Source organism: Micromonospora sp. NPDC005173, from assembly GCF_040608515.1.
Taxonomy (GTDB): Bacteria; Actinomycetota; Actinomycetes; order Mycobacteriales; family Micromonosporaceae; genus Micromonospora.
Genome location: NZ_JBEXIK010000018.1, coordinates 1 through 26,614 on the forward strand (window position 1 = coordinate 1; position 26,614 = coordinate 26,614).

General features: G+C 72.1%; 27 protein-coding genes. 12 read left to right on the top strand and 15 right to left on the bottom strand.

What is annotated here, in order from left to right:
- Nucleotides 1-178: 178 nt before the first annotated feature.
- Both ABZV00_RS20520 and ABZV00_RS20525 read right to left on the bottom strand, forming a co-directional pair.
- A complete protein-coding gene (locus ABZV00_RS20520) occupies nt 179-1,708 on the bottom strand; it encodes a glycosyltransferase family 39 protein (protein ID WP_355608503.1) in 1,530 nt (509 codons plus the stop codon).
- A gap of 48 nt (nt 1,709-1,756) precedes the next feature.
- A complete protein-coding gene (locus ABZV00_RS20525) occupies nt 1,757-2,764 on the bottom strand; it encodes an aldo/keto reductase family protein (RefSeq protein WP_355608505.1) in 1,008 nt (335 codons plus the stop codon).
- A 62-nt stretch (nt 2,765-2,826) separates the two neighbouring features.
- On the opposite strand from ABZV00_RS20525, the gene ABZV00_RS20530 reads away from it, so the two are divergent.
- The 5 genes from ABZV00_RS20530 (at nt 2,827) to ABZV00_RS20550 (ending at nt 7,453) form a co-directional block, all read left to right on the top strand.
- Nucleotides 2,827-3,738 carry an ArsR family transcriptional regulator gene (locus tag ABZV00_RS20530; protein WP_355608508.1) on the top strand — a complete coding sequence of 304 codons (912 nt, stop codon included), beginning with the start codon at nt 2,827-2,829 and terminating at the stop codon, nt 3,736-3,738.
- Between the two features lie 292 nt (nt 3,739-4,030).
- Complete coding sequence (locus ABZV00_RS20535) at nt 4,031-5,743, top strand: nitrite/sulfite reductase (RefSeq protein ID WP_355608509.1); 1,713 nt, start codon at nt 4,031-4,033, stop codon at nt 5,741-5,743.
- Nucleotides 5,740-5,901: a hypothetical protein gene (locus tag ABZV00_RS20540; protein WP_328420022.1), complete on the top strand. Its 162-nt coding sequence runs from the start codon at nt 5,740-5,742 to the stop codon at nt 5,899-5,901. Before ABZV00_RS20535 ends, ABZV00_RS20540 begins: the two co-directional genes overlap by 4 nt.
- A complete protein-coding gene (locus ABZV00_RS20545; RefSeq protein WP_355608513.1) occupies nt 5,898-6,659 on the top strand; it encodes a phosphoadenylyl-sulfate reductase in 762 nt (253 codons plus the stop codon). The genes ABZV00_RS20540 and ABZV00_RS20545 overlap by 4 nt, the downstream gene beginning before the upstream one ends.
- Nucleotides 6,660-6,712: 53 nt before the next feature.
- Nucleotides 6,713-7,453 carry a CbiX/SirB N-terminal domain-containing protein gene (locus ABZV00_RS20550; protein WP_355608719.1) on the top strand — a complete coding sequence of 247 codons (741 nt, stop codon included), beginning with the start codon at nt 6,713-6,715 and terminating at the stop codon, nt 7,451-7,453.
- Between the two features lie 66 nt (nt 7,454-7,519).
- Here ABZV00_RS20550 and ABZV00_RS20555 read toward each other — a convergent pair whose 3' ends face one another.
- On the bottom strand, nt 7,520-7,777 hold the full coding sequence (locus tag ABZV00_RS20555; protein ID WP_007072794.1) for a WhiB family transcriptional regulator: 258 nt from the start codon (nt 7,775-7,777) through the stop codon (nt 7,520-7,522).
- 451 nt (nt 7,778-8,228) lie between these two features.
- Nucleotides 8,229-9,179, bottom strand: coding sequence for a diacylglycerol kinase family protein (locus tag ABZV00_RS20560; RefSeq protein WP_328420012.1), 951 nt, complete (start codon nt 9,177-9,179; stop codon nt 8,229-8,231).
- 43 nt (nt 9,180-9,222) lie between these two features.
- On the opposite strand from ABZV00_RS20560, the gene ABZV00_RS20565 reads away from it, so the two are divergent.
- Nucleotides 9,223-9,612 (top strand): hypothetical protein, encoded by a 390-nt coding sequence (locus ABZV00_RS20565; RefSeq protein ID WP_355608516.1) that lies wholly within the window; start codon nt 9,223-9,225, stop codon nt 9,610-9,612.
- A gap of 49 nt (nt 9,613-9,661) precedes the next feature.
- Here ABZV00_RS20565 and ABZV00_RS20570 read toward each other — a convergent pair whose 3' ends face one another.
- From ABZV00_RS20570 to sodN, 3 genes are read right to left on the bottom strand one after another with little or no spacing between them, the layout of a single operon-like run.
- Nucleotides 9,662-10,069, bottom strand: coding sequence for an ATP-binding protein (locus tag ABZV00_RS20570; RefSeq protein WP_328420008.1), 408 nt, complete (start codon nt 10,067-10,069; stop codon nt 9,662-9,664).
- Nucleotides 10,066-10,623: a GNAT family N-acetyltransferase gene (locus ABZV00_RS20575; protein ID WP_355608519.1), complete on the bottom strand. Its 558-nt coding sequence runs from the start codon at nt 10,621-10,623 to the stop codon at nt 10,066-10,068. Before ABZV00_RS20575 ends, ABZV00_RS20570 begins: the two co-directional genes overlap by 4 nt.
- A complete protein-coding gene (gene sodN / locus ABZV00_RS20580) occupies nt 10,620-11,024 on the bottom strand; it encodes a superoxide dismutase, Ni (RefSeq protein WP_328420004.1) in 405 nt (134 codons plus the stop codon). The genes ABZV00_RS20575 and sodN overlap by 4 nt, the downstream gene beginning before the upstream one ends.
- Nucleotides 11,025-11,108: 84 nt before the next feature.
- Here sodN and ABZV00_RS20585 point away from each other — a divergent pair, with 84 nt between their 5' ends.
- The 3 genes from ABZV00_RS20585 (at nt 11,109) to ABZV00_RS20595 (ending at nt 13,781) form a co-directional block, all read left to right on the top strand.
- Nucleotides 11,109-11,459: a S24/S26 family peptidase gene (locus ABZV00_RS20585; RefSeq protein ID WP_355608522.1), complete on the top strand. Its 351-nt coding sequence runs from the start codon at nt 11,109-11,111 to the stop codon at nt 11,457-11,459.
- Nucleotides 11,460-11,602: 143 nt separating this feature from the next.
- Complete coding sequence (locus ABZV00_RS20590; RefSeq protein WP_355608525.1) at nt 11,603-12,781, top strand: NADP-dependent malic enzyme; 1,179 nt, start codon at nt 11,603-11,605, stop codon at nt 12,779-12,781.
- Between the two features lie 37 nt (nt 12,782-12,818).
- Nucleotides 12,819-13,781 (top strand): zinc-binding dehydrogenase, encoded by a 963-nt coding sequence (locus ABZV00_RS20595; RefSeq protein WP_355608527.1) that lies wholly within the window; start codon nt 12,819-12,821, stop codon nt 13,779-13,781.
- Between the two features lie 108 nt (nt 13,782-13,889).
- Here the strand turns inward: ABZV00_RS20595 and ABZV00_RS20600 are convergent, their stop codons facing one another.
- Both ABZV00_RS20600 and ABZV00_RS20605 read right to left on the bottom strand, forming a co-directional pair.
- Entirely contained in the window at nt 13,890-14,858 is a 969-nt protein-coding gene (locus ABZV00_RS20600; RefSeq protein ID WP_355608529.1) for a chlorophyllase, read from the bottom strand.
- A gap of 92 nt (nt 14,859-14,950) precedes the next feature.
- Nucleotides 14,951-15,859: an alpha/beta hydrolase gene (locus ABZV00_RS20605; protein WP_355608531.1), complete on the bottom strand. Its 909-nt coding sequence runs from the start codon at nt 15,857-15,859 to the stop codon at nt 14,951-14,953.
- 158 nt (nt 15,860-16,017) lie between these two features.
- Here ABZV00_RS20605 and ABZV00_RS20610 point away from each other — a divergent pair, with 158 nt between their 5' ends.
- A complete protein-coding gene (locus ABZV00_RS20610; protein WP_328419992.1) occupies nt 16,018-16,185 on the top strand; it encodes a hypothetical protein in 168 nt (55 codons plus the stop codon).
- Nucleotides 16,186-16,291: 106 nt separating this feature from the next.
- Here the strand turns inward: ABZV00_RS20610 and ABZV00_RS20615 are convergent, their stop codons facing one another.
- The 4 genes from ABZV00_RS20615 to ABZV00_RS20630 all read right to left on the bottom strand — a co-directional run bounded on the left by ABZV00_RS20615 (nt 16,292) and on the right by ABZV00_RS20630 (nt 23,703).
- Complete coding sequence (locus ABZV00_RS20615; protein WP_355608534.1) at nt 16,292-17,407, bottom strand: acetate kinase; 1,116 nt, start codon at nt 17,405-17,407, stop codon at nt 16,292-16,294.
- Entirely contained in the window at nt 17,404-19,482 is a 2,079-nt protein-coding gene (gene pta / locus ABZV00_RS20620) for a phosphate acetyltransferase (protein WP_355608536.1), read from the bottom strand. Before pta ends, ABZV00_RS20615 begins: the two co-directional genes overlap by 4 nt.
- A gap of 187 nt (nt 19,483-19,669) precedes the next feature.
- Nucleotides 19,670-19,849, bottom strand: a complete 180-nt coding sequence (locus ABZV00_RS20625; RefSeq protein WP_328419986.1) for a DUF6104 family protein — start codon at nt 19,847-19,849, stop codon at nt 19,670-19,672.
- A gap of 107 nt (nt 19,850-19,956) precedes the next feature.
- Nucleotides 19,957-23,703: a multifunctional oxoglutarate decarboxylase/oxoglutarate dehydrogenase thiamine pyrophosphate-binding subunit/dihydrolipoyllysine-residue succinyltransferase subunit gene (locus tag ABZV00_RS20630; RefSeq protein ID WP_355608539.1), complete on the bottom strand. Its 3,747-nt coding sequence runs from the start codon at nt 23,701-23,703 to the stop codon at nt 19,957-19,959.
- A gap of 266 nt (nt 23,704-23,969) precedes the next feature.
- Between ABZV00_RS20630 and ABZV00_RS20635 the strand changes: the two genes are divergently transcribed.
- Both ABZV00_RS20635 and ABZV00_RS20640 read left to right on the top strand, forming a co-directional pair.
- A complete protein-coding gene (locus ABZV00_RS20635) occupies nt 23,970-24,317 on the top strand; it encodes a hypothetical protein (protein ID WP_355608541.1) in 348 nt (115 codons plus the stop codon).
- A complete protein-coding gene (locus tag ABZV00_RS20640; RefSeq protein WP_355608544.1) occupies nt 24,314-24,721 on the top strand; it encodes a hypothetical protein in 408 nt (135 codons plus the stop codon). The genes ABZV00_RS20635 and ABZV00_RS20640 overlap by 4 nt, the downstream gene beginning before the upstream one ends.
- A gap of 93 nt (nt 24,722-24,814) precedes the next feature.
- Here ABZV00_RS20640 and ABZV00_RS20645 read toward each other — a convergent pair whose 3' ends face one another.
- Nucleotides 24,815-25,627 carry an ABC transporter permease gene (locus tag ABZV00_RS20645; protein ID WP_328419978.1) on the bottom strand — a complete coding sequence of 271 codons (813 nt, stop codon included), beginning with the start codon at nt 25,625-25,627 and terminating at the stop codon, nt 24,815-24,817.
- On the bottom strand, nt 25,624-26,559 hold the full coding sequence (locus tag ABZV00_RS20650; RefSeq protein ID WP_328419977.1) for an ATP-binding cassette domain-containing protein: 936 nt from the start codon (nt 26,557-26,559) through the stop codon (nt 25,624-25,626). The genes ABZV00_RS20645 and ABZV00_RS20650 overlap by 4 nt, the downstream gene beginning before the upstream one ends.
- Between the last annotated feature and the right edge of the window lie 55 nt (nt 26,560-26,614).

The window sequence follows — 26,614 nt, forward strand, 5'->3', positions numbered from 1 at the left end:
TCATCGCCCTGGCCATGCTCAGCCTCGGCGGCCACCGACCCCAACTCCCCGCAAGATGATCACCAACGACCCACACATCCAACACAAGACCCATATTTATGCCTCTGCGGTATCACGCTCACCAAGGTGGGCGTGACCCGACGAGCACACAGCCGGCCCGCCGGCCGGGGCGGTCAGGTCAGCGGTCGGGGCGGCTGGTGAGCAGGGCGACGGTCAGGCCGGGGCGGGGCCAGACCCGGGCGACGGTGAAGTCCGCGCGCAACGCGTCACCCTTGGCGCCGGGCACGGCGGCCAGCGGCTCGGCCTGCCGCCCGGCGACGACCAGCCACACCCGTGGCGTGCCGGCCAGGCACTGCGCCGGCTGGAGGCACTCGGCGGCCCACAGGTCACCCCGGCGGGCCTCGTCCTCGGTGACCAGTACGTCCCGCGGCCGGTCGTCGAGGTGGTACCCGATGCCCAGGTCGAGGAAGAGCCAGCTCTGCCGGGGCGAGTAAACCACCGCGTCCCCGGGCCGCTGCCCCTCGGCGATCACCCGCGCGGCACCCACGTAGTCCACCGGGGCACTGCGCGGCCACTCGTGGGTCCGCCGCAGCGCCGCCTGATCGGGCAGGCCGAGCAGCCCGGCCAGGACCACCACGGCCAGCGCGGCCGGCGCGGCCACCCCGGCCAGCGCCGCGCCGGCCAGTAGGCAGGCGAAGGGCACCACGAAGACCAGGTACCGGGGTACCCACAGCGGTACGACCGTGCCGGCGGCGAAGAGCAGCAGTACCGGCAGCAGCACCGCGCTCACCGGGAGCAGGGCGCGCCGCCCTAGCCGGGCCGCGCCGAGCGTGGCGAGGCCGACCAGCAGGCCTCCCACCACGCTGCCCTGGGCCACTCCACCGGGCAACGCGGTCAGGTCGTCCAACCGGGCCGGGTCGACCCAGTCCAACTGCCGGGAACGCTGGGTGCCGGCCTCGACGAGCAGCGGGCCGACCAGCAGCGCGGCCGGCAGCAGCGCGACCACCCACCGCCACGCTCGCCGATCCGGCCGATCCCCGTCGCGCGCGTCGCCGGCACCGGCCGCTGCCGTCCCGGCCACGCCGGCCGTGGCGGCACCCCGCCACCAGGCGATCAGTACGACGAGCGCGTGCGCGGCGAGCAGGGTGAGCGCGACCAGGTGGGTGAGCCCGAGTGCGGCCACGGCGGCGGCGTACCCGGCCCACCGGGGCCAGCCAGGGCGCCGCAGCGCCGCCACCAGCAGCAGGGTGGCGAGCACCGCGAGCATGGTGGCCAGGGCGTACGGGCGGGCCTCCTGGCCGTAGCGGGAGGTGCTGGGGAGCACCGCGAAGAGCAGCCCGGCGAAGAGGCCCGTCCGGCCGTCGACCAATCGCGCGCCGAGCACGGCGAGCAGCCCGGCGGCGACGGCCATGGCCAGCGCCGCCGGCGCGCGCAGGGCGACCGTGGAGTCGCCGACGATCGCGAGCCAGCCGTGCATCAGCAGGTAGTACGGGCCGGTGGCGGCGTCGATGGTGCCGGCCAACCGGGCCAGGTCACCGGGCGACCGGGTGGCCGCGCTCCAGGTGGCCAGCTCGTCGCGCCAGAGCTGGGCGGAGCTCAGCCCGGTCCCGGTCACCGCCAGGGTCAGCAGCGCCGGGGGGAGCCAGACCGGGACGCGGTGCAGGCCGCTCCGCGCCGCCCTGGTCGACTTTCCGGACAATATGCCCACGCTGTGAGCCTGCCACGGCCACCCCCGGTCACGGGTGAGAGCCGGTGGTCAGCGCCAGGCGGGCAGCACGTCGTTCGGGCGGGCGGTCTTCGCCGGATCACGCTCGATGAGCTCGTCGAGCACAGCGTCGATCCGCGCCATCAGGTCGTCGTCCAGCCGGACCGCGGTGGCCGCCGCCGTCTCGGCGAGCTGCTCGGGTCGGGACGCGCCGACAATCGCGCTGGCGACGGTCGGTCGGTGCAGCACCCAGGCGACCGCCAGCTGGGCCATCGTGCAGCCGGCCGCCTCGGCGATCGGCCGGAGCTGGCGCACCCGGGCGAGCAGCAGATCGGAGGAGTAACGGGCGATGAACGAGCCGCCGAAGCCGTCGGTGGCCCGGGATCCGGCCGGGGGACGGTGGCCGGGCTGGTACTTGCCGGTCAGCACACCCATGGCGAGTGGCGCCCAGGCGAGCTGTCCGAGACCGAGTTCGGCGCTGGCGGGCACCACCTCGGCCTCCACCACCCGCCACAGCATCGAGTACTGCGGCTGGTTGGCGATGAACGGGACGTGCAGTTCGGCGGCGAGCCGCAGGCCGGCGCGCAGCTGCGGGGCGGTCCACTCGGAGGCGCCGACGTAGAGCACCTTGCCCTGGCGTACCAGGTCGGCGAAGGCGGTCATCGTCTCCTCCAACGGCACGGTGTCGTCGTACCGGTGCGCCTGGTAGAGGTCGATGTAGTCGGTGCCCAGCCGGCCGAGCGAGGCGTGGCAGCTCTCCATGATGTGCTTGCGGGACAGCCCGGAATCGTTCGCTCCCGGCCCGACCGGGAGGTACACCTTCGTGCACAGCTCGATCGAGCTGCGCCGGACTCCGCTCAGCGCCTTGCCCAGCGCCTCCTCGGCCCGACCCTGGGCGTACCGGTCGGCGGTGTCGAAGGTGGTGATGCCCGCGTCGAGGGCGGCGGCCACGCAGGCCGCCGCCGCGTCCTCGTCGAGCTGGTTGCCGTGGGTGACCCAGTTGCCGTACGCGACCGCGCTCACGCGCAGGCCCGACCGGCCCAGTTGCCTGTGCTCCATATGAGGATCCTCAAGCCGTCCGGCGCTGTCGCCGAACCGTTCGAGCGTGGTCGAATCCGAGCGTGATCGACGTCGAGTTCACGCCCGACGACCTGAGCCGGGTCCGCTTCGCGCACTCGCCGCTGGCTGAGCTGGTCGCCAGCTCCTGGGCGCTGCGCAAACCGGCGAAGTACTGGCTGCACCGCCCGTGGTTGCAGCGTGCCGAGCGGCTGCTGCCGGGAGCGGGCCTGGAGCCGCTGTTGGCGGTCCTCGGATCGCCCACCGGGTACGTGCCGGACTTCCTCACCCCGATCGGGGTGGCACCGAACCTGGCGGCCGAGTTGCGGGCGGTCGCCGGCACCGATCCGGCGCGGGTACGGCGGCAACTGGAGCGGGCCGGCGTGCCCGCGCTGGCTCCGGATGAACTGGTCGCGCAACTACGCCGCTACTTCACCCTGCTGATCGCTCCGGACTGGCCCCGGCTGCGGGCGCTCGCCCTGGCCGACATCCGGCGGCGGACGCTACTCGCCGCCGAGCAGGGCGGCCGGACCCTGCTGCGTGAGCTGCACCCGTCGATCCGCTGGGATGGCGCGTCGCTGCGAGTCGCCGTCGGCACGACCCGGCCGACCGGTCTCGACGGGCGTCCGTGGACGCTGCTGCCCACCGCCTTCGCCGGACCGTCCGTGCACACGATCATCGAGGGTGAGGCGGGGCCGGCCCTCTGCTATCCGCCCGGAGGGCTGGGCGGGCTGTGGGCGTCGCCGGTGCCCAGCCCCGCGCTGGGTGCTCTGCTCGGCAGTACGCGGGCGGCGGCGCTGTCCCTGCTCGACACGCCGCTGAGCACCGGCGAGCTGGCCGCGATGCTGGGCCTCGCGCCGGCGACCGCGTCGCACCACCTCACCACGCTGCGGGACAACGGCCTGATTGCCGGCGTCCGGCGGGGACGTACCGTCTGTTATGCCCGAACTGTCCTCGGTGACCAGCTGGTCGGCTAGCGCTCACCCGTCATGTGGGATCGGGCACGCGGACATTGGCCCGACCCCCTGGCGTGTGGCAGCATGAGCCCATGACCGCCGCTGTCCTTCGCCGCTTCGTGGCACGTCGCCACGTCGATTACGGCCGCGTGCGCAGCGCGATCTGTCCGGCCTACTGACGACGCCCGACCCATCTGTCTCGGGCGCGCTCCGCGCCGGCTGTCTCAGACACCGTTGTCCCGCCCGCTCTTGACGGGCCGGCCGCCGCGCCCCGCGCCTGCCCGAGACACCGCAGACAACGGAGGACGCCGCGATGGCGGTCAGCAGCATCCCGGCCCGTTCCGAGGACCCGACGACCGGCCCGACCCGGGCGCCGCGCCGGCCGCGGGGTGAGGGTCAGTGGGCGCTCGGCCACCGCGAGCCGCTCAACCCCAACGAGCGGATCAAGAAGGACGACGATCCGCTCAACGTCCGGGCCCGGATCGAGAACATCTACGCGCATCGCGGCTTCGCCTCCATCGACCCGCAGGACCTGCGCGGCCGGTTCCGTTGGTGGGGCCTCTACACCCAGCGCAAGGCGGGCATCGACGGCGGGCGTACCGCCGTGCTGGAGCCGCACGAGCTGGAGGACGAGTTCTTCATGCTCCGGGTCCGCATCGACGGCGGTCAGCTCAGCCTGGCTCAGCTGCGGGTGATCGCGGACATCTCCCGGGAGTTCGCCCGGGACACCGCCGACATCACCGACCGGCAGAACATCCAGTACCACTGGATCCGGGTCGAGGACATGCCGGAGATCTGGCGCCGTCTGGAGTCGGTCGGCCTGCAGACCACCGAGGCGTGCGGCGACTGCCCCCGGATCGTGCTGGGCAGCCCGGTCGCCGGGGTCGCTCGGGACGAGGTGCTCGACCCGACCCCGGCGATCGATGAGATCGTGGCCCGGTACGTCGGCGACAAGCAGTACTCCAACCTGCCCCGCAAGTTCAAGACGTCGATCTCCTGGCTGGTGGACACGCCGTACCAGTCGAACGACATCTCCTTCCTCGGCGTCGACCACCCCGAGCACGGCCCCGGCTTCGACGTCTGGGTGGGTGGCGGTCTCTCCACCAACCCGATGCTGGCCCGGCGTCTCGGCGTCTGGGTGCCGATGGCCGAGGTGCCGGACGTGTGGGCCGGCGTGGTCGGGATCTTCCGCGACTACGGCTACCGCCGGCTGCGCAGCCGGGCCCGGCTGAAGTTCCTGGTGGCCGACTGGGGCGTGGAGCGTTTCCGCGAGGTCCTGGAGAAGGACTACCTCGGCCGGACGCTGCTCGACGGCCCGGCACCGGACCTGCCGGCGAAGCCGGTCGACCACGTGGGCGTGCACGAGCAGGCCGACGGGCGGCACTACGTGGGGGCCGCCCCGGTGGTCGGCCGGGTCTCCGGTGGGCAGCTCGCCCAGCTGGCCGACGTGGTCGAGGCGCACGGCAGCGACCGGGTGCGGCTCACCCCGTACCAGAAGCTGCTGGTCCTCGACGTGCCGTCGGAGCGGACCGAGTCGCTGGTCGACGCGCTGCGGGGGATCGGTCTGGAGGCCCGGCCGTCGGCCTGGCGGCGCGGCACCATGGCGTGCACCGGCATCGAGTACTGCAAGCTGGCCATCGTCGAGACGAAGGCCCGCGGCGAGGAGCTGGTGGCCCGGCTGGAGCAGCGGCTGCGCGACTTCGACGCGGACATCTCGATCCACATCAACGGCTGCCCGAACGCCTGCGCCCGCACCCAGGTGGCCGACATCGGGCTCAAGGGTCAGCTGGTGGTCGGCCCGGACGGCCGGCAGGTGGAGGGCTTCCAGGTGCACCTGGGTGGCGGGCTGGGCATGGCGCAGGGGCAGACCGCCGGCTTCGGGCGCAAGCTGCGCGGCCTGAAGACCACCGCCGATGAGCTTCCGGAGTACGTGGAACGGCTGGCCCGCCGCTACCTGGCCGGCCGGAGCAAGGGCGAGACGTTCGCCAACTGGGTGATCAGAGTCGACGAGGAGGAACTGCGATGAGCAGCGAGAACCGAGCGGCACCTCTGTACTGCCCGTACTGCGGCGAGGAGGACCTGCGGCCGCACGAGGCGGGGCACGGCGCCTGGGAGTGCCACGCCTGCACCCGGGTCTTCTCGGTGAAGTTCACCGGGCTGCTCTCGCGGGAGGTGACCCGATGAGCCTCGTCTCCGCGACTGGCCTGGGCCTGGTCGGCCCGGGCGGTCCGACGCCGGCCGACCCGGCCCGGCGCAGCCCCGACGAGCTGCGGGCGCTGGCCGAGCAGGCGGGTCGGGAGCTGGAGGGAGCCCCGGCGCTGGAGATCGCCCGTTGGGCGGCGCAGACGTTTGGCGACCGGTTCTGCGTCACCAGCTCGATGGCCGACGCAGTGCTGGCCCACCTGGTGTCCCGGGTGGCTCCGGGGGTGGACGTGGTCTTCCTCGACACCGGCCTGCACTTCCCGGAGACGCTGCGGGTGCGCGACGAGGTGGCCCGGACGCTTCCGGTGAACGTCCGGTCGATCCGGCCCCGTCTCACCGTCGGGCAGCAGGACGGCCAGTACGGCCCACGGCTGTTCAACAAGTCGCCGGACGACTGCTGCCAACTGCGCAAGGTGGAGCCGCTGGAGCGGGCGCTGACCGGGTACGACGCCTGGGCCGCCGGTCTGCGGCGGGACGAGTCGCCGACCCGGGCCAACACGCCGGTGGTGACCTTCGACCCGCGGCGCGGCAAGGTCAAGGTCAACCCGATCGCGGCCTGGTCGCAGGGCGACGTGGACGCGTACATCGCCCGGTGGAACGTGCCGGTCAACGAGCTGTTCAAGCAGGGTTACGGCTCGATCGGCTGCTGGCCGTGCACCCGCCGTACCAAGGCCGGCGAGGACGCGCGCGCCGGCCGGTGGGCCATGTTCGAGAAGACCGAGTGCGGACTGCACGTCTGACCTCCCCGACTCCGACCCCGACCTGGCCCGGTGTGGCCGGCGGGGCGGTTCCGATCGTGCTGGTCGCCCACGGCAGCCGCGATCCACGAGCTGCCGACGCGACGCGGGCGCTGGCCCGGGCCGTGTCGGCGGCCCGGCCCGGCACCCCGGTGTGGGCGAGCTGGCTGGACCATACCGAGCCGGGGCCGACCGAGGTGCTGCGCGCGCTGGCGGTGGCCGGCCACCGCCGCGCGGTGCTGGTGCCGCTGCTGCTGACCGCCGCGTACCACCATCGGGTGGACATCCCGGCGGCCGTCGCAGCCGCGGCGCAGACCGGGCCTCCGCTGGCGGTACGGGTGACCGACGTGCTCGGGCCGGCGGACGGGAGGGTGGACCCGGCGTTGCTGGCCGGGCTGCGCCGCCGGCTCGGTGAGTCGCGTCCGGGCCGCATCGATGCGCTGGTGCTGGCTGCGGCGGGCACCCGGGACGCGCGGGCACGCGGCTCGGTGGGCCGGGTGGCGGAGGCGCTCGGTGCGGAGTTCGGGGTGCCCTGCCGGGTGTCGTACGCCTCGGCGGCTCCGCCGGCGACGGGTGTCGCGGTGTCCCTGCTGCGGGCGGCCGGCGCTCGCCGGGTGGCGGTGTCCGGGTACTTCCTGGCGCCGGGCCTGTTTCACGATGCGGTGACCGAGGAGGCACGGGCGGCCGGCGCGGTGGCGGTGGCGGCCCCGTTGTCCGACGCCCCTGAGTTGGCCGAGCTGGTGCTGCGCCGGGTCGACGACCGGTCCGGTCGCCGCGTGCTGGCGACAGCGGTGTGACCGGGGTTGGACAGCAGAACGCCCCGGCGGGCGGACCCGCCGGGGCGTTGCAGCTGTGTCGTGGGATCAGGCGGAGTGAGCGCGCAGCACCCGGAGGCCGCCGCGCCGCTTGACAGCGCGCCGCTCCTCTTCGCTCATCCCGCCCCAGACGCCGGCGTCCTGACCCGACTCAAGCGCCCACTGCAGGCACTGGTCGGTCACGGAGCAGCGCCTGCAGACGGCCTTGGCCTGCTCGACCTGCAGGAGAGCCGGTCCGGACGTCCCGATCGGGAAGAACAGCTCCGGGTCCTCGTCGCGGCAGACAGCATGGTGACGCCAGTCCATGGCGGCAACACTCCTCATTCTGGATGGGTGGCAATTAATTGCTTGGTCGTGCTTTTCCTATATGCATCCGCAGTGCCGATGGTGACAGTTCGCGTCCGGCCATTCGGCAGTGCGTGAGCAGGCAGTTAGCCCCGTGGACCTGCTGGAACAGCTCAACCTGACGAGCATATCCAGGCAATGTCCCGGTAACTCAAGTTCGCTTGTGAATACTTTCACGAACGCTCGCGATGTCAAGGGTGACGCTCGGAAAAACTCCGGGCGGTGAGCAAGCCCACAACCCATTTGTCCGGGTTCCAGTGCCTTCCTGGTTACCCGCCGTGCCACAGTCGAGGATCAATATAGTACAGTGCGCGTGACATTGCTGACATTTCCGGCACCTGCCCCTCGGTGTGGCGGCGACTCGCGACGTGCGCGATGTGGCGCCGCGTCGACCTAGGGCAGTACCCGAGACCTAGCAGATTACTCTCAGTGCGGCGGGAACGGATGTGAATCTGACTTTCTCCCGCTCGCCAAGGTAGTCGCCGTCGAGCTGGAACGCCTGCGGGCGGCTGGAGAACAGGGTGAACTCCGCTGTGTCATGGAGTCGTAACACCTGCCGCCCCTTGGGATCCGGCCGCCGGGAGAAAAACTGCGTCACTGTCCGTGTCGTACTGGCCACCCGGAGCTGACGGAGCGCCAGCACATCCAGCCCGAGGTCGAACGAGGCCTCCGGGTTCGGGTTGATCTCCCGATCGCCCAGGTACGTCCACGGCGCGGTGTTCTGGATGATGACGGTGGCCAACTCGCTCTCCGCCGGCTCGCCCGGTCGGTCCAGGGTGATCGCCGGGTGCCGTCGGTCGGAGGCGAGGAAGTACTGGTTCATGATCGAGCGCAGGTAGAGGGCCGGGGTGGAGACCCGACCCCGACGCCGAGCCTGCTCCACCCGGTGAATCACCGCGGCGTCCAGCCCGAACCCGGCGCAGAAGGTGAAGTAGCGGTCGTCCGCGCGGCCCAGCCCCACCGTCCGCTGTCGGCCCAGGCGCAGCCCTTCGAGGATCATGCTGGTGGCCTCCGGCCACTCCCGGGGCAGGCCGAGCGCGCGGGCGAACACGTTTGTCGAGCCGCCCGGAACGGTGGCCAGCGCGGGCAGCCGCTCGGCCAGTGTGGCGCCGTCGGCGCCGGTTGGCGGCTCGGCCGTCATCAGGCCGTTCACCACCTCGTTCACGGTGCCGTCGCCACCCAGGGTGACGACGAGGTCAACCCCCTCGGCGGCGGCCTCCCGGGCCAGCGCCATGGCGTGCCCGCGCCGGCGGGTGTAGCGCACGCTGAGGTCGACTTCGCTGCGCAGCGCCCGGACAAGCACGTCCCGGCTGCGTTCGCTGGTGGTGGTGGCCTTCGGATTGACCACCAGGACGGCGCGCATGGGCGGCACTGTACCTCCCAGTAGCCCAGGTATCGTGTCGCGCGTGACCATCGACTCGGACCCGATTCCCGTCACGCTCCGCTGGGCGGTCCGGCTGCTGTGGGCGGAGGCGGTCGCCGTCGGGTTGATCGCCGCCTGGCTGGTCTGGGCCGATTTCACCGCTACCACCACGGATCTTCCGTCGGCGTTGCTGGTGACGGCGCTCGCCGTCGGGGCGGCGGTCGTGCTCTGGGCGCTGGGCCGTGCGCTGCTGCGCCGCCGGGCCGGCGCGCGTGCCCCCGCAATCGTGCTTCAGCTGATGCTGCTGCCGATCGGGTGGTTCATGATTCAGGCTGGGCTGGGCTGGCTGGGCGTGCCGCTGATGGCGCTCGGTCTGGGCGTCGGCTGGCTGCTGGTCAGCCCTCCGACGACCCGGGCCCTCGGCTTCGAGTGACGGCGCGCGGCAGGTGACCGCGACCGGCAGGTGACGGCGCGGCGGCCGGTCAGTATCCGCCGGAGCGGCGGGTGAGCAACGAGATCGTCGCCCGGCCGTCGGCGGCCGTGGCGGACGCCGACGTGGTCAGCGCGGTGAGCACCTTCCAGGCGAAGGACGACTCGGCAGGCAGCGTGGCGCCGTGCACGGTCGGCACGGTGACCTCGACGGTCAGCGCGTCCTCGGTGACGGAGAACCGGCACTCCAACTCGGCGTCGCGGGTGGCGATGGCGAGCAGCATGGCGCACGCCTCGTCGACCGCGATCCGCAGATCCTCGATCTCGTCCAGCGCGAACTGCAACCGGGCCGCGAGACCGGCGGTGGCGGTACGGAGCACGCCGAGGTAGCCGCCGTCGGCGGGCACCGTCAGGTGCACCACGTCGTCGTCGGTCGCTGGCTGGCCGGTCAGTTGAGTCACGCCTCATCCCCCCGGTCGGGGACTCTACCCGGTCGGTCGTCCGTACGCGTGCCGGCAGCCGCCGCCTGGCCAGCCAGGTCGCGCAGTGCGTCGCCGCTGAGCCGATAGGGGACCCACTCGCTCATCTGCTCGGCGCCGATCGAGGCGTAGAACCCGGCGGCCGGGTTCCAGTCGATCATCCACCACTCCAGCCGCCGGTAGCCGCGTCGTACGCAGATGTCCGCCAGGGTGGCGAGCAGCAGCCGGCCCGCCCCGGTGCCCCGCGCGGTCGGCCGGACGTAGAGGTCCTCCAGGTAGATGCCGTGCACGCCGGCCCAGGTGGAGAAGTTGAGGAACCACAGCGCGAAGCCGATCGGCTGGTCGTGCTCGTCGACCGCGACGTGGCCGAAGAGGGCCGGCGCAGTCCCGAACAGGGCCGAGGTCAACTGCTCGGTGGTGAGGTGGCACTGGTCGGGAGCGCGTTCGTACTCCGCCAGCTCGTGCACCATGGCGACGACGGCCGGCACATCCTCGGGACGTGCCGGCCGGATCGTCGGGATGACCGGGTTGGTCACGCCTTCTTGGTCTCCCAGAAGATCTTCGAGATCTCATCGATCTTCGCGAGCAGCTTGTCGGCGGTGGCCGGGTCCAGGCTGCCCTTGACGCCGCCGGCGCCCGCGAGCTTGGTGGCCTCGTTGAACAGCGTGTGCAGGTTCGGGTACTTCTCGAAGTGGGCCGGCTTGAAGTAGTCGGTCCAGAGCACCCAGAGGTGGTGCTTGACCAGCTCGGCGCGCTGTTCCTTGATGATGACCGCCCGGGTGCGGAACTCCGGGTCGGTGTTCGACTGGTACTTCTCGCAGATCATTTTGACCGACTCGGCCTCGATCCGGGCCTGGGCCGGGTCGTAGACGCCGCACGGCAGGTCGCAGTGAGCGCTCGCGGTGACGCGGGGCGCAAGGATGCGCGGAAGTCGCATCGGGATCCTCCATGGGAAGTTTGCGATGATCAAAGGCGACATTACTCCTGGGAGTGCTCCCCGGACCGGGTGGAGGTGAAACCAGTGCGGGCCGATCACCCGGCGGTGCCACCCCGGCTGCGGGGTCCGCTGACCGCTGTCCTGGTGACCGGTCCGTCCATGGCGCCGGCGCTGCGGCACGGCGACGCGGTGCTGGTCCGCCTGGGCGGTCGTCCGATCCGTCCCGGTGATGTGGTGGTCGCGGTCTTCCGGACCCGTCCGGAGCTGCTGGTGGTGAAGCGGGCGGTTCGGCCGCAGGACGGCGGTTGGTGGCTGCGTGGGGACAACGACCTGATCACCGACGACTCCCGGGCGTACGGGGTGGCCGATGTGCGGGGAAGGGTCGTGGCCCGGTACTGGCCGCGCCCCGGACGGGTCCCTCGTCGACCGTTATGACCCTGCTCACATCCGAGCGGCGGTGTCGACACTATGCTCGAATGTGCCCGGGTGACCCCCCGCACCGCGTGCCACCGCTCGCCGCCAACCTCGCGGCCGGGCCGGCCGCCCCGTCTGCCTCGACAGATTCTGGAGTCACCGCCATGTCCTCGTCCACCATGGACCCTGCTGATCCGGTCTTCCAGCTGCACCTGGGCGGCAAGATGGCCGTCACCTCGACGGTGCCGCTCACCAGCCGGGAAGACCTCTCCCTCGCGTACACCCCCGGGGTTGCCCTGGTGTGTGAGGCGATCGCCGCCGACCCCGACCTGGCCGACGACTACACGTGGGCGTCGCACGCCGTCGCGGTGGTCACCGACGGCTCGGCGGTGCTCGGGCTCGGCAACATCGGCCCGCGCGCCGCGCTGCCGGTGATGGAGGGCAAGGCGGTGCTGTTCAAGCAGTTCGCCGGGGTGGACGCGGTGCCGATCTGTCTGGAAACGCAGGACGTCGACGAGATTGTCGCGGTGGTGCGGGCGCTGGCCCCCTCGTTCGGTGGGATCAACCTGGAGGACATCAGCGCGCCGCGCTGCTTCGAGGTTGAGCGTCGGCTGGACGAGGCGCTGGACATCCCGGTCTTCCACGACGACCAGCACGGCACCGCCATCGTGGTGCTCGCCGCGCTGCGCAACGCGGCCACCCTGCTCAATCGCAAGCTCGGTGACCTGCGGGTCGCCGTGAGCGGCGCTGGCGCGGCCGGCGTGGCCGTGACGAAGATGCTGGTCGCCGGGGGCGTCAACCCCGACCAGGTGGTGGTCTGCGACTCCAAGGGGATCATCGGCCGGCACCGCACCGAGCTGACCGGCACCAAGGCCGAGTTGGCCGCCAGCACCAACGCCGACGGTCGCCAGGGCGACATCACCGAGGCGCTGCGCGGCGCGGACGTGCTGATCGGCGTCTCCGGTGGGCAGATCCCGGAGGCGGCGGTCGCCGGCATGGCGCCCGGCGGGATCGTGTTCGCGCTGGCCAACCCGACCCCGGAGGTGCACCCCGAGGTGGCGGCCCGGCACGTCGCGGTGGTCGCCACCGGGCGCAGCGACTACCCCAACCAGATCAACAATGTGCTGGCCTTCCCCGGGGTGTTCCGCGGCGCGCTGGACGCCCGGGCCACCCGGATCACCGAGGGCATGAAGGTCGCTGCCGCGGACGCCATCGCCGGCGTGGTGGCCGAGTCGCTGACCGCCGAGGCGATCGTTCCGTCGCCGCTGGACCCCCGGGTCGCCCCGGCCGTCGCCGAGGCCGTCGCTGAGGCGGCGCGCCGCGACGGCGTCGCCCGCCGGTAGGGACGGGCACTTCTTAACGGGCGCTCAGCTTGTTACCGTGCCGATCATGCGTGCTGCCTTCGCCTCCCGCTTCGACGACGCCGATCCGCTCGCCGCGCTCACCGTCGGTGAGCGGCCCGAGCCGACCCATCCGGCCGACGACTGGGTGACCGTGCAGCTGCGGGCCACCTCGCTCAACCACCACGACCTCTGGTCACTGCGCGGGGTGGGGCTCACCGAGGCCCAGCTGCCGATGATCCTGGGCTGTGACGCGGTCGGCGTGGACCCGCAGGGCAACACGGTGGTCGTGTACCCGGTGGTGGTCACCGCGGGTGACCCGCGCGGGGTCTCCATCCTCTCCGAGCACTTCCCCGGCACCCTCGCCGAGCGGGTCGCCGTACCCCGGTCGAACCTGGTCCCGCTGCCCGACGGGCTGGCGGCGACCGACGCGGCCTGCCTGCCCACGGCCTGGCTGACCGCGTGGCGGATGCTGACCACCAAGGGCCGTGTCGCGGACGCCGACAGCGTGCTGGTGCAGGGCGCGGGTGGCGGCGTGGCCACCGCGGCCGTCGCGCTCGCCGTCGCGATGGGCAAGCGGGTGTACGCGACCAGCCGCGACCCCGTCAAGCGCGAGCGCATCACGGGGCTCGGCGCCATCGCCGTGGAACCGGGTGCCCGGCTGCCGGAACGGGTCGATGTGGTGATCGAGACGGTCGGCGCGGCCACCTTCGACCACTCCCTGAAGTCGGCCGCGCCGATGGCCCGGATCGTGGTCTCCGGCGCCACCGCCGGGCACGAGCCGTCGGTGAACCTCCGCCGGGTCTTCGCCATGCAGCTGGAGATCCTGGGCACCTCGATGGGCACCCCGGGCGAGCTGTACGAGCTGCTGGCGTTCTGCGCCGACAGCGGCGTGCGCCCGGTGGTGGACAGCGTGATCCCGTTCAGCCGGGTCGAGGACGCCTTCGCCCGGCTGCACTCCGGCGACACCTTCGGCAAGATCGTCGTCGACCACACCGCCTGACGCGGCGTTACCTTCAAGATCCGCGCAATATCCAGGAAAGAGTGGCCTCAGCGCTGCCGGAGGCCACTCTTTCCCTGATGTTGCGCGGATCGTCAGGCGCGTCGGTGGTCAGAGGTGATCGTCGAAGGTGGCGATGTCGCCGCGGGTGGCGTCGGTGGAGATGCGGCCCTTGGCCTTCGCGTCGCCGTAGAGCGTCCAGCGGAGGAACTCGACCGAGGTGTCCGAGACCACCCGCAGCGTCGCACCGTCGCTGAGCAGGGCACGCCCGTGGTCGCCCTTGGGCAGGCTCAGCATCGCCTTCGGCCAGGGCACCTTGTCGTACGCGGCCTTGCCCGCCGCGTAGTCGACCACCTCGTCCAGCTCGCCGTGCACGAACAGTTGCGGCGCGGACGCACCGGCGAACGCGGTGCCCACGCCGAGCGCCGTTCCGGCGAACACCACGCCGGCGTCCAGCCGTTCGTCCCTGCTGGCGGTGAAGAGGCCGATGGTGGTCACCCCGCCGGCGGAGTGCCCGGCGGCGGCCACCCGCTCGGCGTCCAGCCGGCCGCGCAGCGGGTCGCCGGCCTTCCCGTCCAGCGCCAGCACCTCGGTCAGCGCGTAGGAGACGTCGGCCGGCTGGTTGAGCACGTCGAGGATGTTGCCGTCGCTGCCCCGGGCGGTGTGCGGGAAGGTCGGCGCGGCCACCACGAAGCCCGCCGCCGCCCACCGGGTCAGGATCGTGGCGTAGTCCTCCGGCCGCCCGGTCAGGCCGTGACTGAACATCACCACGGGAAACCGGCCGTCCGCAGCCGCCGCGGACCGCTTCGTCGCGCCACCGGCCGCCCCGGCCGCCGGATACCAGAGCGTCACCGGCAGCGCCCGGCCGTCCCGGTTCAGCTTCAGCTGGCGTACGCCGACGGCGAAGCTCTTTTGTGGGGCGGTCCCGGCGGGTACCTGCGGTGTCGCCGTGACGGTGGGCTGCGGCTCGGCCGGCAGTGCCTGCCGGCTCTCGGCCGGGCGGGCATCGGCGGAGCAGCCGACCATGCTGGTGAGGAACAGGGCGCTGGCAAGCAGCGCGGGGGTGACGCGACGCGACATGAGACCGATTGTGCCTTGTCCGGCTGACCCGCTCGGCCGGGATCGGCGTGGCGTGCCCGCCCGCTGACCCAGCGCTCAGTCCCGCCGCAGCATCAGTGTGCCGGACGGGACTCGTAGTGGGTCAGGGTGGGGGAGTGGGCATCGGCGGGGAGGCGGGCACCCGCCGCCGGGTCGTCGTAGAGGGTCCAGCGGAGAAAGTCAGTGGTGGTGGCGAGGACCGGGACGAAGCCCGGGTGGCCCGGGGTGAGGTACGCGCCGTGGTCCTGGCCGAGCAGGCTGAGGAACGCGGCCGGCCCGGGGGTACGCCCGTACGCGGCTCGGCCGACCGTCACCGGCACCACCGCGTCGGCCGTGCCGTGCACGAAGAGCACCGGCGCGGCCGGCCCGGCGAAGCTGCCGGGCAGTCCGCCTCCGGCGATCACGATGCCGGCGCGCAGCCGGGCCGGGTGCCCCGCGCTGAACATGCCGGCGGTGGTGAAGCCGCCCGCCGAGTGCCCGGCGGCGGCGATCCGCGCCGTGTTCAGGTGGCCGGCGAGCGGATCGCCCGGGTCGGTGTCGAGGCGGAGCAGATGTCGGATCAGCCGCCAGCCGTCGGCCGGCTGGTTGCGGACGTCCGCCCGGGTGAAATGGGCCGCGCCCTGCCGGGTGTGCGGGAACGCGGGAGCGGCCACCACGAAACCGGCCGCCGCCCAGCGGGTGGTCAGCCCGGCGTGCAGGTCGGGCCGACTGCCCAGCCCGTGGCTGTAGATGACGACTGGGAACCGCCCGGCGGCGACCCCGCCCAGGGCAGCCGGGTACCAGATGGTCACCGGCAGGGGGCGCGCCGAGCGCGGATCGAGGGTGAGCGTACGCACGCCGACGGCGTACGACCCCTCGGGCGCCCGGCGCGCCGACAGCGGCCCGCCCGGGGCGGCGGTGGACCCGCCCGCCACGGCGGTGGCCGGCGCGCAACCAGCCAGCAGAGCTGTCACCAGTACGGCGATCAGCCGCCCCGCCCCCATCGTTCCACGGTAGGTGCCCGAGCGTGCGTAGCGACCCCGCCGTCCGGCCCGCCTGTACCCGCCACCCGGTCGGCTCCGCCCCGCCGGCCGGGTCGACCCGGCCGGTCGGCGTGGGTCGGGGGCGGTGCGCCGCGACCAGCTTCGCTAGGGTCACCCGCATGCCTGAGAACTACAGCGACCCCAGCGGCAACACCGAGGCGTTCCGCGCGTTCACCCAGACGCCGGAGGCCACCGCATCGGCGGAGTCGCCGTCCCGTCTACCGCTGATCATCGCGGCGGCGGTGGTCGTCGTGCTGCTGGTGGCCCTCGTCGCCTGGCTCGCCTAGAGCCGACCGTGCCGGACCGGGCGACGGCGCGTCCGCTCGCCCGGAGACCCGGGTCGGAACCGGGCCCGGCGCACCGGCAGCGTCGGGCACTGATCCCGACCGGTCGTCAGCCGGCCTGGACCACATCCCGGGTCTGCCGGGCGATCTCGCGTTCCTCGTCGGTGCGAATGACGCAAACGGACACCTCGGCGCCGTCGGGGGAGATCAGCCGGTCGCCGGCACCGTCGTTGCGGGCCGGGTCCACGGCGATGCCGAGCCGATCCAGCCCGGCCAGCGCCGCGGCCCGGACCGGCGCGGCGTGCTCGCCCACCCCGGCCGTGAAGGCGATCGCGTCCACCCGGCCGAGCAGCGCGTAGTACGCGCCCACGTACTCGGTGATCCGCCGGCAGTACACGTCAAAGGCCAGCTCCGCCGCCCGGTCCCCGCCCGCCCGGCGTTGGAGCACCTCGCGCATGTCGTTGACGCCGGTCAGCCCGAGCAGGCCGCTGCGGTGGTTGAGCAGGTCGTCGATGTCGTCCACCGACAGCCCGCCCTCCCGCCGCAAATGGAAGATCACGGTCGGGTCGAGGTCGCCGCTGCGGGTGCCCATCACCAACCCCTCCAGCGGGGACATGCCCATCGAGGTGGCGACGCTGCGACCGGCGGCCACCGCGCAGGCGCTCGCCCCGTTGCCCAGGTGCAGGGTGATCGTGTTCAGCTGCTCGTACGGGCGGCCCAGCAGGTCGGCGGTGCGCCGGGAGACGTACGCGTGTGAGGTGCCGTGGAAGCCGTACCGCCGGATGCCGTACCGCTCGGCGGTGTCCCGGTCGATCGCGTAGGTCGCGGCGGCCTCCGGCAGGGTGTGGTGGAACGCGGTGTCGAAGACGGCGACCTGCGGGACGTCCGACAGCGCCTCCCGGGCCACCTCGATGCCGGCCAGGTTCGCCGGGTTGTGCAGCGGGGCGAGCGGGACCAGGTCCCGGATCGCGGCCAGCACCGCGTCGTCGATCCGGACCGGCGTGCTGAACTTCCGGCCACCGTGCACCACCCGGTGCCCTACCGCGGTCAGCCCGGCCAGGTCCAGACCGGCCAGGATCTGCCGGACCGCACTGGCGTGGTCCGCCGGCCCGCCGCCGGGCTCACCGACCCGCTCGACCGTGCCCTGGTCGAGCACCCGGTCGCCGTCGTAGCGGCGCCACTTCACCGACGACGACCCGCAGTTGAGCACCAGCACGCAACTCACGACGCCTCCTCGGTGGCCGCCTGGATGGCGGTGATCGCCACCGTGTTGACGATGTCCGGCACGGTGGCACCTCGGGACAGGTCGTTCACCGGCCGGCGCAGGCCCTGCATCACCGGGCCGACCGCGACCGCCCCGGCGGAGCGCTGCACCGCCTTGTACGTGTTGTTGCCGGTGTTCAGGTCCGGGAAGATGAAGACCGTGGCCTGGCCGGCGACCGGGCTGCCCGGCAGCTTGGTGGCCGCCACCGCCGGGTCGATCGCCGCGTCGTACTGGATCGGCCCCTCGACCAGCAGGTCGGGCCGGCGCTCTCGCACCAGCGCGGTGGCCGTGGCGACCTTCTCCACGTCCGCGCCGGCGCCGGAGCTGCCGGTGGAGTAGGACAGCATGGCCACCCGAGGCTCGATGCCGAACCGGGCCGCGGTGTCCGCGGAGGAGATCGCGATGTCGGCGAGCTGGGCGGCGTCCGGGTCGCGGTTGACCGCGCAGTCGCCGTAGACGAGCACCCGGTCGGCGAGCAGCATGAAGAACACACTGGAGGCCACCGAGGCCCCCGGCACGGTACGGATGATCTCGAACGCCGGCCGGATGGTGGCGGCGGTGGTGTGCGTGGCGCCGGAGACCATGCCGTCAGCGTGCCCGGTGGCCACCATCAGCGTGCCGAAGTAGTTGGGCTGGGCCACGATGTCGTGCGCCAACTCGGCGGTGACGCCCCGGTGGGCGCGCAACCGGGCGTACTCGGCCGCGAAGTCGTCCCGCCACCCGCTGGTGACCGGGTCGACCAGGTGCGCGTCGCCGACGTCGATTCCCAGCTCGCGGGTCCGCCGGGCGATGTCGTCCGGCCGGCCGAGCAGAGTCAGCTCGGCCACCCCCCGGCGGAGCAGGATCTCGGCCGCGCGCAGGATCCGCTCCTCGGCGCCCTCTGGCAGCACCACGTGCCGGCGCTGCGAGCGGGCGCGGTCGATCAGCTCGTTCTCGAACATCAGCGGGGTGACCCGGGCCGAACGGCTGACCCGCAGCCGGCGGGCCAGGTCGTCGGTGTCCACGCAGCGCTCGAACGCGCCGAGCGCCGCCTCCACCTTGCGGGGGTTGGCCGCGTTGGGCCGACCCTCGATCCGGCTGGACGCGGCCACCGTGTCGTAGCTGTCGCTGCTCACGGACAGCACCGCCAGTCCGGTGTTCAGCCCTTCCACCAGCCGCATCGCCCGTGGGTCGGGCTGCTCGCCGAGCGTCAGCACGAGCCCGGCCACCGACACCTGCCCGGCGACGTGCGCGGCGCTGGCGGCGACGAGCAGGTCGGCCCGGTCCCCGGGGGTGATCACCAGGGCGCCCTCGGTGAGGTGGCCCAGCAGGGTCGGCACATGTGCGGCGCCGACCACGAAGTCCAGCACGTCCCGGCCGAGCGCGGCGTCGTCCCCGGCCAGCAGGGTGGCGTCGAGCGCCGCCGCCACCTCAGCCACCGTCGGAGCCGACACGGTCGGCACCTCCGGGATGGCGTACGCGGGGACCGGCAGGTCGGGCAGGGTCATCGGCTCGGCCACCCGATTGGCGATCACCGCGAGCACGGTGGCGCCCAGGTCGGCCAGATCGTGGTACGCCCCCCGCACGGCGGCCGCGACGGCCGCCGGCTCCTGCCCGAAGCCGTCCACCACCGGCACCACCACGCTGCCGAACTCGGTGGCCAGCCGGGCGTTGAAGGCCAACTCCCGGGGACGGGCCGGGTCGCCCGGGTCGTCGAAGTCGCTGCCCACCACGACCACCGCCGGGCACTGCCGCTCCACCGCCCGGTAGCGCTCGACGATGGCGGAGATCAGCTCCTCCCGCCGGCCGTCGGCTACCAGCGCAGCGGCCTCGGCATAGGTCGTCCCGGCCAACTCGGCCAACGGCAGCTCGACCCGGTAGCGCTCGCTGAGCAGGGCGAGGATCGGGTCCGGGCCGTTGTCGCCGACCAGCGGCCGGAACACACCGATCCGCCCGACCTGGCGGGACAGCAACTCGGCCAGTCCGAGCGCGATCGTCGACTTACCCCCGCCAGACCCCACACTCGTCAGATACACGCTCCTGGCCACGCCCCCCACCCTAGAAGATCGCGCCCGCCCCCCACCCGGGCCCTCCGACCCCCACCCCCAGGGCCTTTTCTCCGTTGATCATGAAGTTATGCCGCGACCCGCCGATGACACGCGCAAACAACTTCATGATCACCGGGCGGGCGGGCGGGCGGGCGGGCGGGCCGGCCGGGCGGGGTGGGGTGGGGTGGGTTTGGGGTTAGTCGTCTTCGGGGTCGTCTAGGCGGGCCAGGTAGGTGGCCAGGCGTTCGATGGGGGTTTCGAAGTCGGGGTTGAGGTCGACGAAGTCGCGCAGGCGCTCGCCGAGCCACTCCAGGGTCACCTGCTCGTCGCCCCGGCGCTCGACCAGTTCCTCGATGCCACGGTCGGTGAAGTACATCGGTACGTCCTCCTGCTCGGCCCGGCTCGGGCCGGGCGGGTGGACCGACGGAGGCCGGGGCAGGACCGTGGTGACGGCCCTGCCCCGGCTCTCACGGTGCGGTCAGGTCACGGGCGGGGGAGAGCCGCCTCGATCAGCGCGTTCTGCTCGACCTCGTGCGTCTTGGCCGAGCCGACCGCCGGGGCGGCCGCGGCCGGGCGGGAGATCCGCCGCAGCCGGACGTCCGTGAGGTGCTCCAGCAGGTTGAGCGCGACGAACGACCAGGCGCCCTGGTTGGCCGGCTCCTCCTGCACCCAGGCGAAGTCCTCCGCGTTCGGGTACTGCGCGAGGGCCGCCCGGATCTCCTCCACCGGCAGCGGGTACAGCTGCTCGATCCGGATGATCGCGGTGTCGGTGACCTCACGCTGCTGCCGAGCCTGGAACAGGTCGTAGTAGATCTTGCCGGTGCAGAGCAGCACGCGCTTCACCGCCTCCGGCGCCGGGGCGGCCGTGTCGCGCAGCACCGGCTGGAAGGTGCCGGTGGTGAAGTCCTCCACCGAGGAGACGCAGAGCTTGTGCCGCAGCAGCGACTTCGGCGTGAACACCACCAGCGGCTTGCGCTTAGGCGACAGGGCCTGGCGGCGCAGCAGGTGGAAGTAGTTCGCCGGAGTGGTCGGGATGGACACCCGCATGTTGTCCTCGGCGCACATCTGCAGGAACCGCTCCGGGCGGCCGGAGGTGTGGTCCGGGCCCTGGCCCTCGTGACCGTGCGGCAGCAGCAGGGTGACCGCGGAGCGCTGGCCCCACTTCACCTCCCCGGAGGAGATGAACTCGTCAATCACCGACTGGGCGCCGTTGACGAAGTCACCGAACTGGGCCTCCCAGGCCACCAGTGCGTTGATGTTCTCCACCGAATAGCCGTACTCGAAGCCCATCGCCGCGTACTCGCTGAGCAGCGAGTCGTGCACGAAGAACCGGGAACGCTCGCCGTCGCCGGTGAGCGACTTCAGCGGCAGGTAGTCGTCGCCGGTGCGGGCGTCCACCACCGAGGCGTGCCGCTGGACGAAGGTGCCGCGGCGGGAATCCTGACCGGCCAGCCGGACGGTGACCCCGTCGTGCAGCAGCGCCCCGAGCGCGATGATCTCGCCGAAGCCCCAGTCGATGTTGCCCTCGACGGACATCTTGGCCCGCCGGTCGAGCAGCTGCTGGATCCGCTTGTGCGGGGTGAAGCCCTCCGGCAGGTTGACGTGCGCCTCGCCGATCGCCTTCACGACGGCCGCGTCGGTGGCGGTGTCGACCTGCGGCTCCGGCTCCTCCTCGCGGCGCGGCCGGTTGAGCTGGCGCGGTGCCGCGGCGGCGTCCCGGGTGGCCTTGAAGACCTTCTCCAACTGCGCCTGGTAGTCGCGCAGCAGTTCCTCCGCGTCCTCCACGGTGATGTCGCCGCGACCGATCAGCTCTTCGGTGTAGAGCTTGCGCACCGAGCGCTTCGAGTCAATGATCTTGTACATCTGTGGGTTGGACATCGACGGGTCGTCGCCCTCGTTGTGCCCGCGCCGGCGGTAGCAGACCATGTCGATCACGACGTCCTTGTTGAACGCCTGCCGGTACTCGAAGGCCAGCCGGGCCACCCGGACCACGGCCTCCGGGTCGTCGCCGTTGACGTGGAAGATCGGCGCCTGGATCATCCGGGCCACATCGGTGCTGTAGAGGCTGGACCGGCTGTACTCCGGGGCGGTGGTGAAGCCGACCTGGTTGTTGACCACCACGTGCACGGTGCCGCCGGTGCGGTAGCCGCGCAGCTGCGAGAGGTTGAGCGTCTCGGCGACCACGCCCTGACCCGCGAAGGCGGCGTCACCGTGCACCGCCAGCGGCAGCACGGTGTAGCCCTCCAGCTTGAGGTCGATCCGGTCCTGCTTGGCCCGGACGATGCCCTCCAGCACCGGGTCGACGGCCTCCAGGTGCGACGGGTTGGCCACCACCGACACCTTGACGGCGTGCTCGCCGTCGGGGGTGGTGAACTTGCCGTTCTGGCCCAGGTGGTACTTCACGTCGCCGGAGCCCTGCGTCGAGCGCGGGTCCAGGTGACCCTCGAACTCGGAGAAGATCTTCTCGTACGGCTTGCCGACGATGTTGGCCAGCACGTTGAGCCGGCCCCGGTGCGCCATGCCGATGACGACCTCGTCCAGCCCGCCCTCGGCGGAGGACTCCAGCACCTCACCGAGCAGCGGGATCAGCGACTCGCCGCCCTCCAGCGAGAACCGCTTCTGGCCGACGTACTTGGTCTGCAGGAAGGTCTCGAACGCCTCGGCGGCGTTGAGCCGGTTGAGCACGTGCTTCTGCTCGTCGAGGGGCGGCTTCTCGTACTTGCGCTCGATCCGCTCCTGGATCCAGCGCCGCTCCTCCGGGTCCTGGATGTGCATGTACTCGATGCCGACCCGGCGGCAGTACGAGTCGCGCAGCACGCCGAGGATCGAGCGCAGCTTCATCCGCTGCCGGCCGGCGAAACCGTTCACCGGGAACTCGCGGTCCAGGTCCCACAGGGTCAGCCCGTGCTGGAGGACGTCCAGGTCGGGGTGCTTGCGGATCTTGAATTCCAGCGGGTCGGTGTCGGCCATCAGGTGACCGCGCACCCGGTAGGCGTGGATCAGCTCGTGCACCCGGGCGGTCTTGTTGATCTGACCCTCGGAGTTGACCGCCACGTCGCGCACCCAGCGCACCGGCTCGTACGGGATCCGCAGCGAGGTGAAGATCTCGTCGTAGAAGCCGTGCTCGCCCAGGATCAGCTCGTGCATCACCTTGAGGAACTCGCCGGACTGCGCGCCCTGGATGATCCGGTGGTCGTACGTGCTGGTCAGCGTGATGATCTTGCTGACCGCGAGCTCGGCCAGGGTGACCTCGGACATGCCCTGGTAGGGGGCCGGGTACTCCATGGCGCCGACGCCGATGATCGCGCTCTGCCCCTGCATGAGCCGCGGCATCGAGTGCACGGTGCCGATGCCGCCCGGGTTGGTCAGCGAGATCGTGGTACCGGAGTAGTCCTCCATGGTCAGCTCGTTGCGCCGCGCCCGCCGGACCACGTCCTCGTACGCCTGCCAGAACTGCCGGAAGTCCATCTGCTCGCAGCCCTTGATGGAGGGGACCACCAGGTTGCGGCTGCCGTCCGGCTTGGCCAGGTCGATCGCGATGCCGAGGTTGACGTGCGCCGGGCGGACCACGGCCGGCTTGCCGTTGGCCTCGGCGAAGGAGTTGTTCATCTCCGGGTGCTGGACCAGCGCCCGGACCATCGCGTAGCCGACCAGGTGGGTGAAGCTGACCTTGCCGCCGCGCCCCCGGGCGAGGTGGTTGTTGATCACGATGCGGTTGTCGACCAGCAGCTTGGCCGGGACCGCCCGCACACTGGTTGCCGTGGGCACGCTCAGCGAGGCGTCCATGTTCTGGACGATCTTCGCGGCGACGCCACGCAGTGGCGTGGTCTGCGGGCCGTCGGCGCTCGGCGCCGGGGCGGCCTTCGCGGCCGGCTTGGCCGGGGCGGCCTTCGTCGGGGCGGGTGCGGCGGCGGGCTTGGCCGGTGCCGGCTTCGCGGCGGCCGGCTTGCTGGCGGGCGCCGACGGTGCCGTGGCGCTCGGCTGGCTGACCTTGGCGGCGGCTTCCGGCTGGCCGTCCGGCTCCGGCGCGGCGGCCGGTGCGCTCGTCGGCTCACCAGCGCGCGGGGTGCCGGCGCCCGGCGCCGGCCGGTAGTCGGCGAAGAAGTCGTGCCAGGCCGAATCGACGCTCGTTGGGTCGGCGAGGTACCGCTGGTACATCTCCTCGACGATCCACTCGTTCGGGCCGAAACCCGCCAGTGGGTTCTCCTGCGAAGTCTGCTGGGTCGACACGGCCGGTAATCGCCTCTTTCAAGCGGGTTTGTGTGTCAAGCGGTGTCCGCCGCGCCCAGTTAGGAGCACGGACAGGACGGCTCCCAGGCTACGCCGTACTGATCCCGCAGGCATTTCCGCCTCGGCCCCGTGGTCCGTTTCACAGAAGATGCCAGAAGTTCAGCAACCGCTGCGTGGTCCGTCAACCACTGATAAAGGCGCTGACCAGCCACGACTGAGTACCGGTACGGATGTCCGCCGGAGCGATGCCGGCGAGGATCGGCCGCATGGATCACACAGAGGCGCCGGGTCGGTACGGACGGAGCATGGCGGTCGAGTTCGGCTGGTACGCCACCGCGATCGCGGCGGTGGTGGTGGGCACGACCAGCGTGCCGAGCGCGCCGCGGCAGGACTGCTCGGCGATGTTCAGCTGCCTCTCGCCGCTGGAGTCGCTGGCACTGGCCGGGCTGTTCTGGGGCGGGCCGGTGCTCGTGGCCTTGCTGGTCGTCACGGCGATCGTCGCCGCGCTGCTCGTTCGCCGGATCCCCTCGGTGGTGCTGGCCGGCACCCTGTCCGTGGCGGTCAGCGTCGCGGTCGGCGCCGTCGTGGCCGGCGCGTACCTGGGTCGATCGTGAAGCGGCTCGGCCTGGGCGGGCTCTTCTTCGCCTGGCTCTACGGTGTGCCGTTCGTGCTCGTGGTGGGCCTGATCCGGCGGACGTCGACGCCGTACACGCCGACCGAGGACGCGGCGCGGGCGTTCGGGGCCACCACGGACGCCCTGCTGGCCGTCGGGCTGGTGCTGAATGTGGCGCTCCCGGCGGTCGGCCTGCTGCTGGCCGGGCTGGTCGGGGAGGAGGGCTGGCGTCGGCACTTCGGCTGGGCCTTCGGCGGGGTGGCGCTGATCTACCTGGCGGTCGCGCTGGCCGGCAGCATGGCGACCAGCGCCTTGATCGGCCACAGCCCGGCCGACCAGGAGCCGGACCCGCCGGTCGGCCACTGCGTCCCGATCAGCGGCGGCCGAAGCTGCCCGGGCGGGTAGCCGGCGACGCGTGGCGTTGGCCCCGGGCGACGACCGTGCCGTTGGCCCCAGCCCCGGGCGGCGACGGCAGATCGCCACCCGGGGCCGGCTGTCTCAGGAGATGTCCCGCCGACGAGTCAGCAGAATGCCGACGATGCCGCTGACCAGGGCATAGCCGACCAACACCAGAGCCCCGACCCACCAGGCGGGCGTCATCTCCGACTCGCCCCCGCTGATCATGATGGTCGACGCGGCGGCCGGCCAGACGACCTGCCACTTGACGATGTCCATGTTGTCCATCCAGTTGGCCAGCAGGAGGAAGAGCACCCCCACGACCTGCGTACCCACCAGATAGAGCACCGAGGCGGTGATCACGGCGCCCAACTGGCTGGTGATGAGCGTGCCGATGCCCACCCCGAGGATGGTCCAGATGCCGTAGGCCAGCAGGTTGAGCAGCAGCGCGCGCTGGACTTCCCACTCCCCGAGGCCCGTGTCGTAGCCGTTGAGCGACAGGAACGACGCCCCGGCGGCCAGGTCGATCACGGTGGTCACCAGCCAGAACGCGAAGCCGAGCACGGCAGCCGCGAGGAGCTTGCTGATGATCACCGAGGTTCGCCGCGGGGTGGTGAGGAAGGTGGTGGTCGCGGTCTGGTGGAAGAACTCGTTCGTGACCATGAGGATGCCGATGAGCATCACGAACATCAGGCCGAGGTACTGACCCGAGGTGTAGAGGTTCGCCATCACGGACGGAGCGGAGGCGGCGTCGCCGGTGAGGCCGATGTTCTCGCCGTTGCCCTTCAGCGCCTCGCTGGCCAGCCAGGCGTTCAGCGCGAAGGCCAGGACGATCGACAGGAATGCCCCGAGGCCCAGCAGCCACCAGGTGTTGGTGGTACGGATCTTGAGCAGTTCGGCTCGGACCAGGTTCATCGGATGCCCGCCTTTCCGGCCGTCAGCTCCAGGAAGACCCGTTCCAGGTCGGGCCGTTCGGTGGTCAGTTCGTGCAGCTCCACCCCGGCGGCGAGAGCGGTCCGGCCGACCGTCGGGGCATCCACCCCGGCCACCAGCAGGACGCCGTGCTCGTCGGTGTCGACGGTGGCCGACTGCGCCTTCAGCGCGGCGGTCAGCGCCTCGGCCTGCGGGGTGCGGACCCGCACCCGGGCGCCCTGCGCCATCGACCCGAGGACCTGGTCGACCGGCCCCTGCCGGACCAACTGGCCGGCCGCGATGATCACCACGTCGTCGGCGAGCAGCTGCATCTCCGACAGCAGGTGGCTGGAGACCAGCACGGTGCGACCCTCGTGTGCGAGGTTCTTGAGGAATCCCCGCATCCAGCGGATGCCCTCCGGGTCGAGCCCGTTGGCCGGCTCGTCGAGGATCAGCACCCGGGGATCGCCGAGCATCGCGGCGGCGATGCCGAGCCGCTGCTTCATACCCAGCGAGTAACCCTTGAACTTGCGCTTCGCCGCCGGGGTCAGCCCGACCAGGGCCAGCGCCTCGTCGGCCCGCTGCTTGGGCAGCCCCGCCGCCGCGCAGATCACCCGCAGGTGGTTGATGCCGGTGCGACCCTTGTGCGCGCTGGACGCCTCCAGCACCGCGCCGACCTGCCGCATCGGGTCCGAGAGGTCGACGTACCGGTGGCCGCTGATGGTGGCCGTACCGGCGGTGGGCGTGACGAGGTTCAGCAGCATGCGCAGCGTGGTGGTCTTGCCGGCGCCGTTCGGGCCGAGGAAGCCGGTCACCCGCCCCGGTGCCACGGTGAAGGACAGGTTGTTCACCGCCCGGACGTTCTTGTACTGCTTCGTCAGACCGGACACCACGATCTGACCGTCGCTGGTGGGGCTTCGCTGCCCGTCAGTCATCGTTCTCCTCCCGCGTGTGGCGTCGAGGTACGCCGTGGCACAGCGTGACGGCCCC

Coding starts and splice junctions, on each gene's coding strand:
- ABZV00_RS20525 (WP_355608505.1), bottom strand. CDS start 2,764: ATGGAGCACAGGCAACTGGGCCGGTCGGGCCTGCGCGTGAGCGCGGTC.
- ABZV00_RS20535 (WP_355608509.1), top strand. CDS start 4,031: ATGGCGGTCAGCAGCATCCCGGCCCGTTCCGAGGACCCGACGACCGGC.
- ABZV00_RS20540 (WP_328420022.1), top strand. CDS start 5,740: ATGAGCAGCGAGAACCGAGCGGCACCTCTGTACTGCCCGTACTGCGGC.
- ABZV00_RS20545 (WP_355608513.1), top strand. CDS start 5,898: ATGAGCCTCGTCTCCGCGACTGGCCTGGGCCTGGTCGGCCCGGGCGGT.
- ABZV00_RS20555 (WP_007072794.1), bottom strand. CDS start 7,777: ATGGACTGGCGTCACCATGCTGTCTGCCGCGACGAGGACCCGGAGCTG.
- ABZV00_RS20560 (WP_328420012.1), bottom strand. CDS start 9,179: ATGCGCGCCGTCCTGGTGGTCAATCCGAAGGCCACCACCACCAGCGAA.
- sodN (WP_328420004.1), bottom strand. CDS start 11,024: ATGCGACTTCCGCGCATCCTTGCGCCCCGCGTCACCGCGAGCGCTCAC.
- ABZV00_RS20590 (WP_355608525.1), top strand. CDS start 11,603: ATGTCCTCGTCCACCATGGACCCTGCTGATCCGGTCTTCCAGCTGCAC.
- ABZV00_RS20600 (WP_355608529.1), bottom strand. CDS start 14,858: ATGTCGCGTCGCGTCACCCCCGCGCTGCTTGCCAGCGCCCTGTTCCTC.
- ABZV00_RS20605 (WP_355608531.1), bottom strand. CDS start 15,859: ATGGGGGCGGGGCGGCTGATCGCCGTACTGGTGACAGCTCTGCTGGCT.
- ABZV00_RS20610 (WP_328419992.1), top strand. CDS start 16,018: ATGCCTGAGAACTACAGCGACCCCAGCGGCAACACCGAGGCGTTCCGC.
- ABZV00_RS20625 (WP_328419986.1), bottom strand. CDS start 19,849: ATGTACTTCACCGACCGTGGCATCGAGGAACTGGTCGAGCGCCGGGGC.
- ABZV00_RS20635 (WP_355608541.1), top strand. CDS start 23,970: ATGGATCACACAGAGGCGCCGGGTCGGTACGGACGGAGCATGGCGGTC.
- ABZV00_RS20645 (WP_328419978.1), bottom strand. CDS start 25,627: ATGAACCTGGTCCGAGCCGAACTGCTCAAGATCCGTACCACCAACACC.
- ABZV00_RS20650 (WP_328419977.1), bottom strand. CDS start 26,559: ATGACTGACGGGCAGCGAAGCCCCACCAGCGACGGTCAGATCGTGGTG.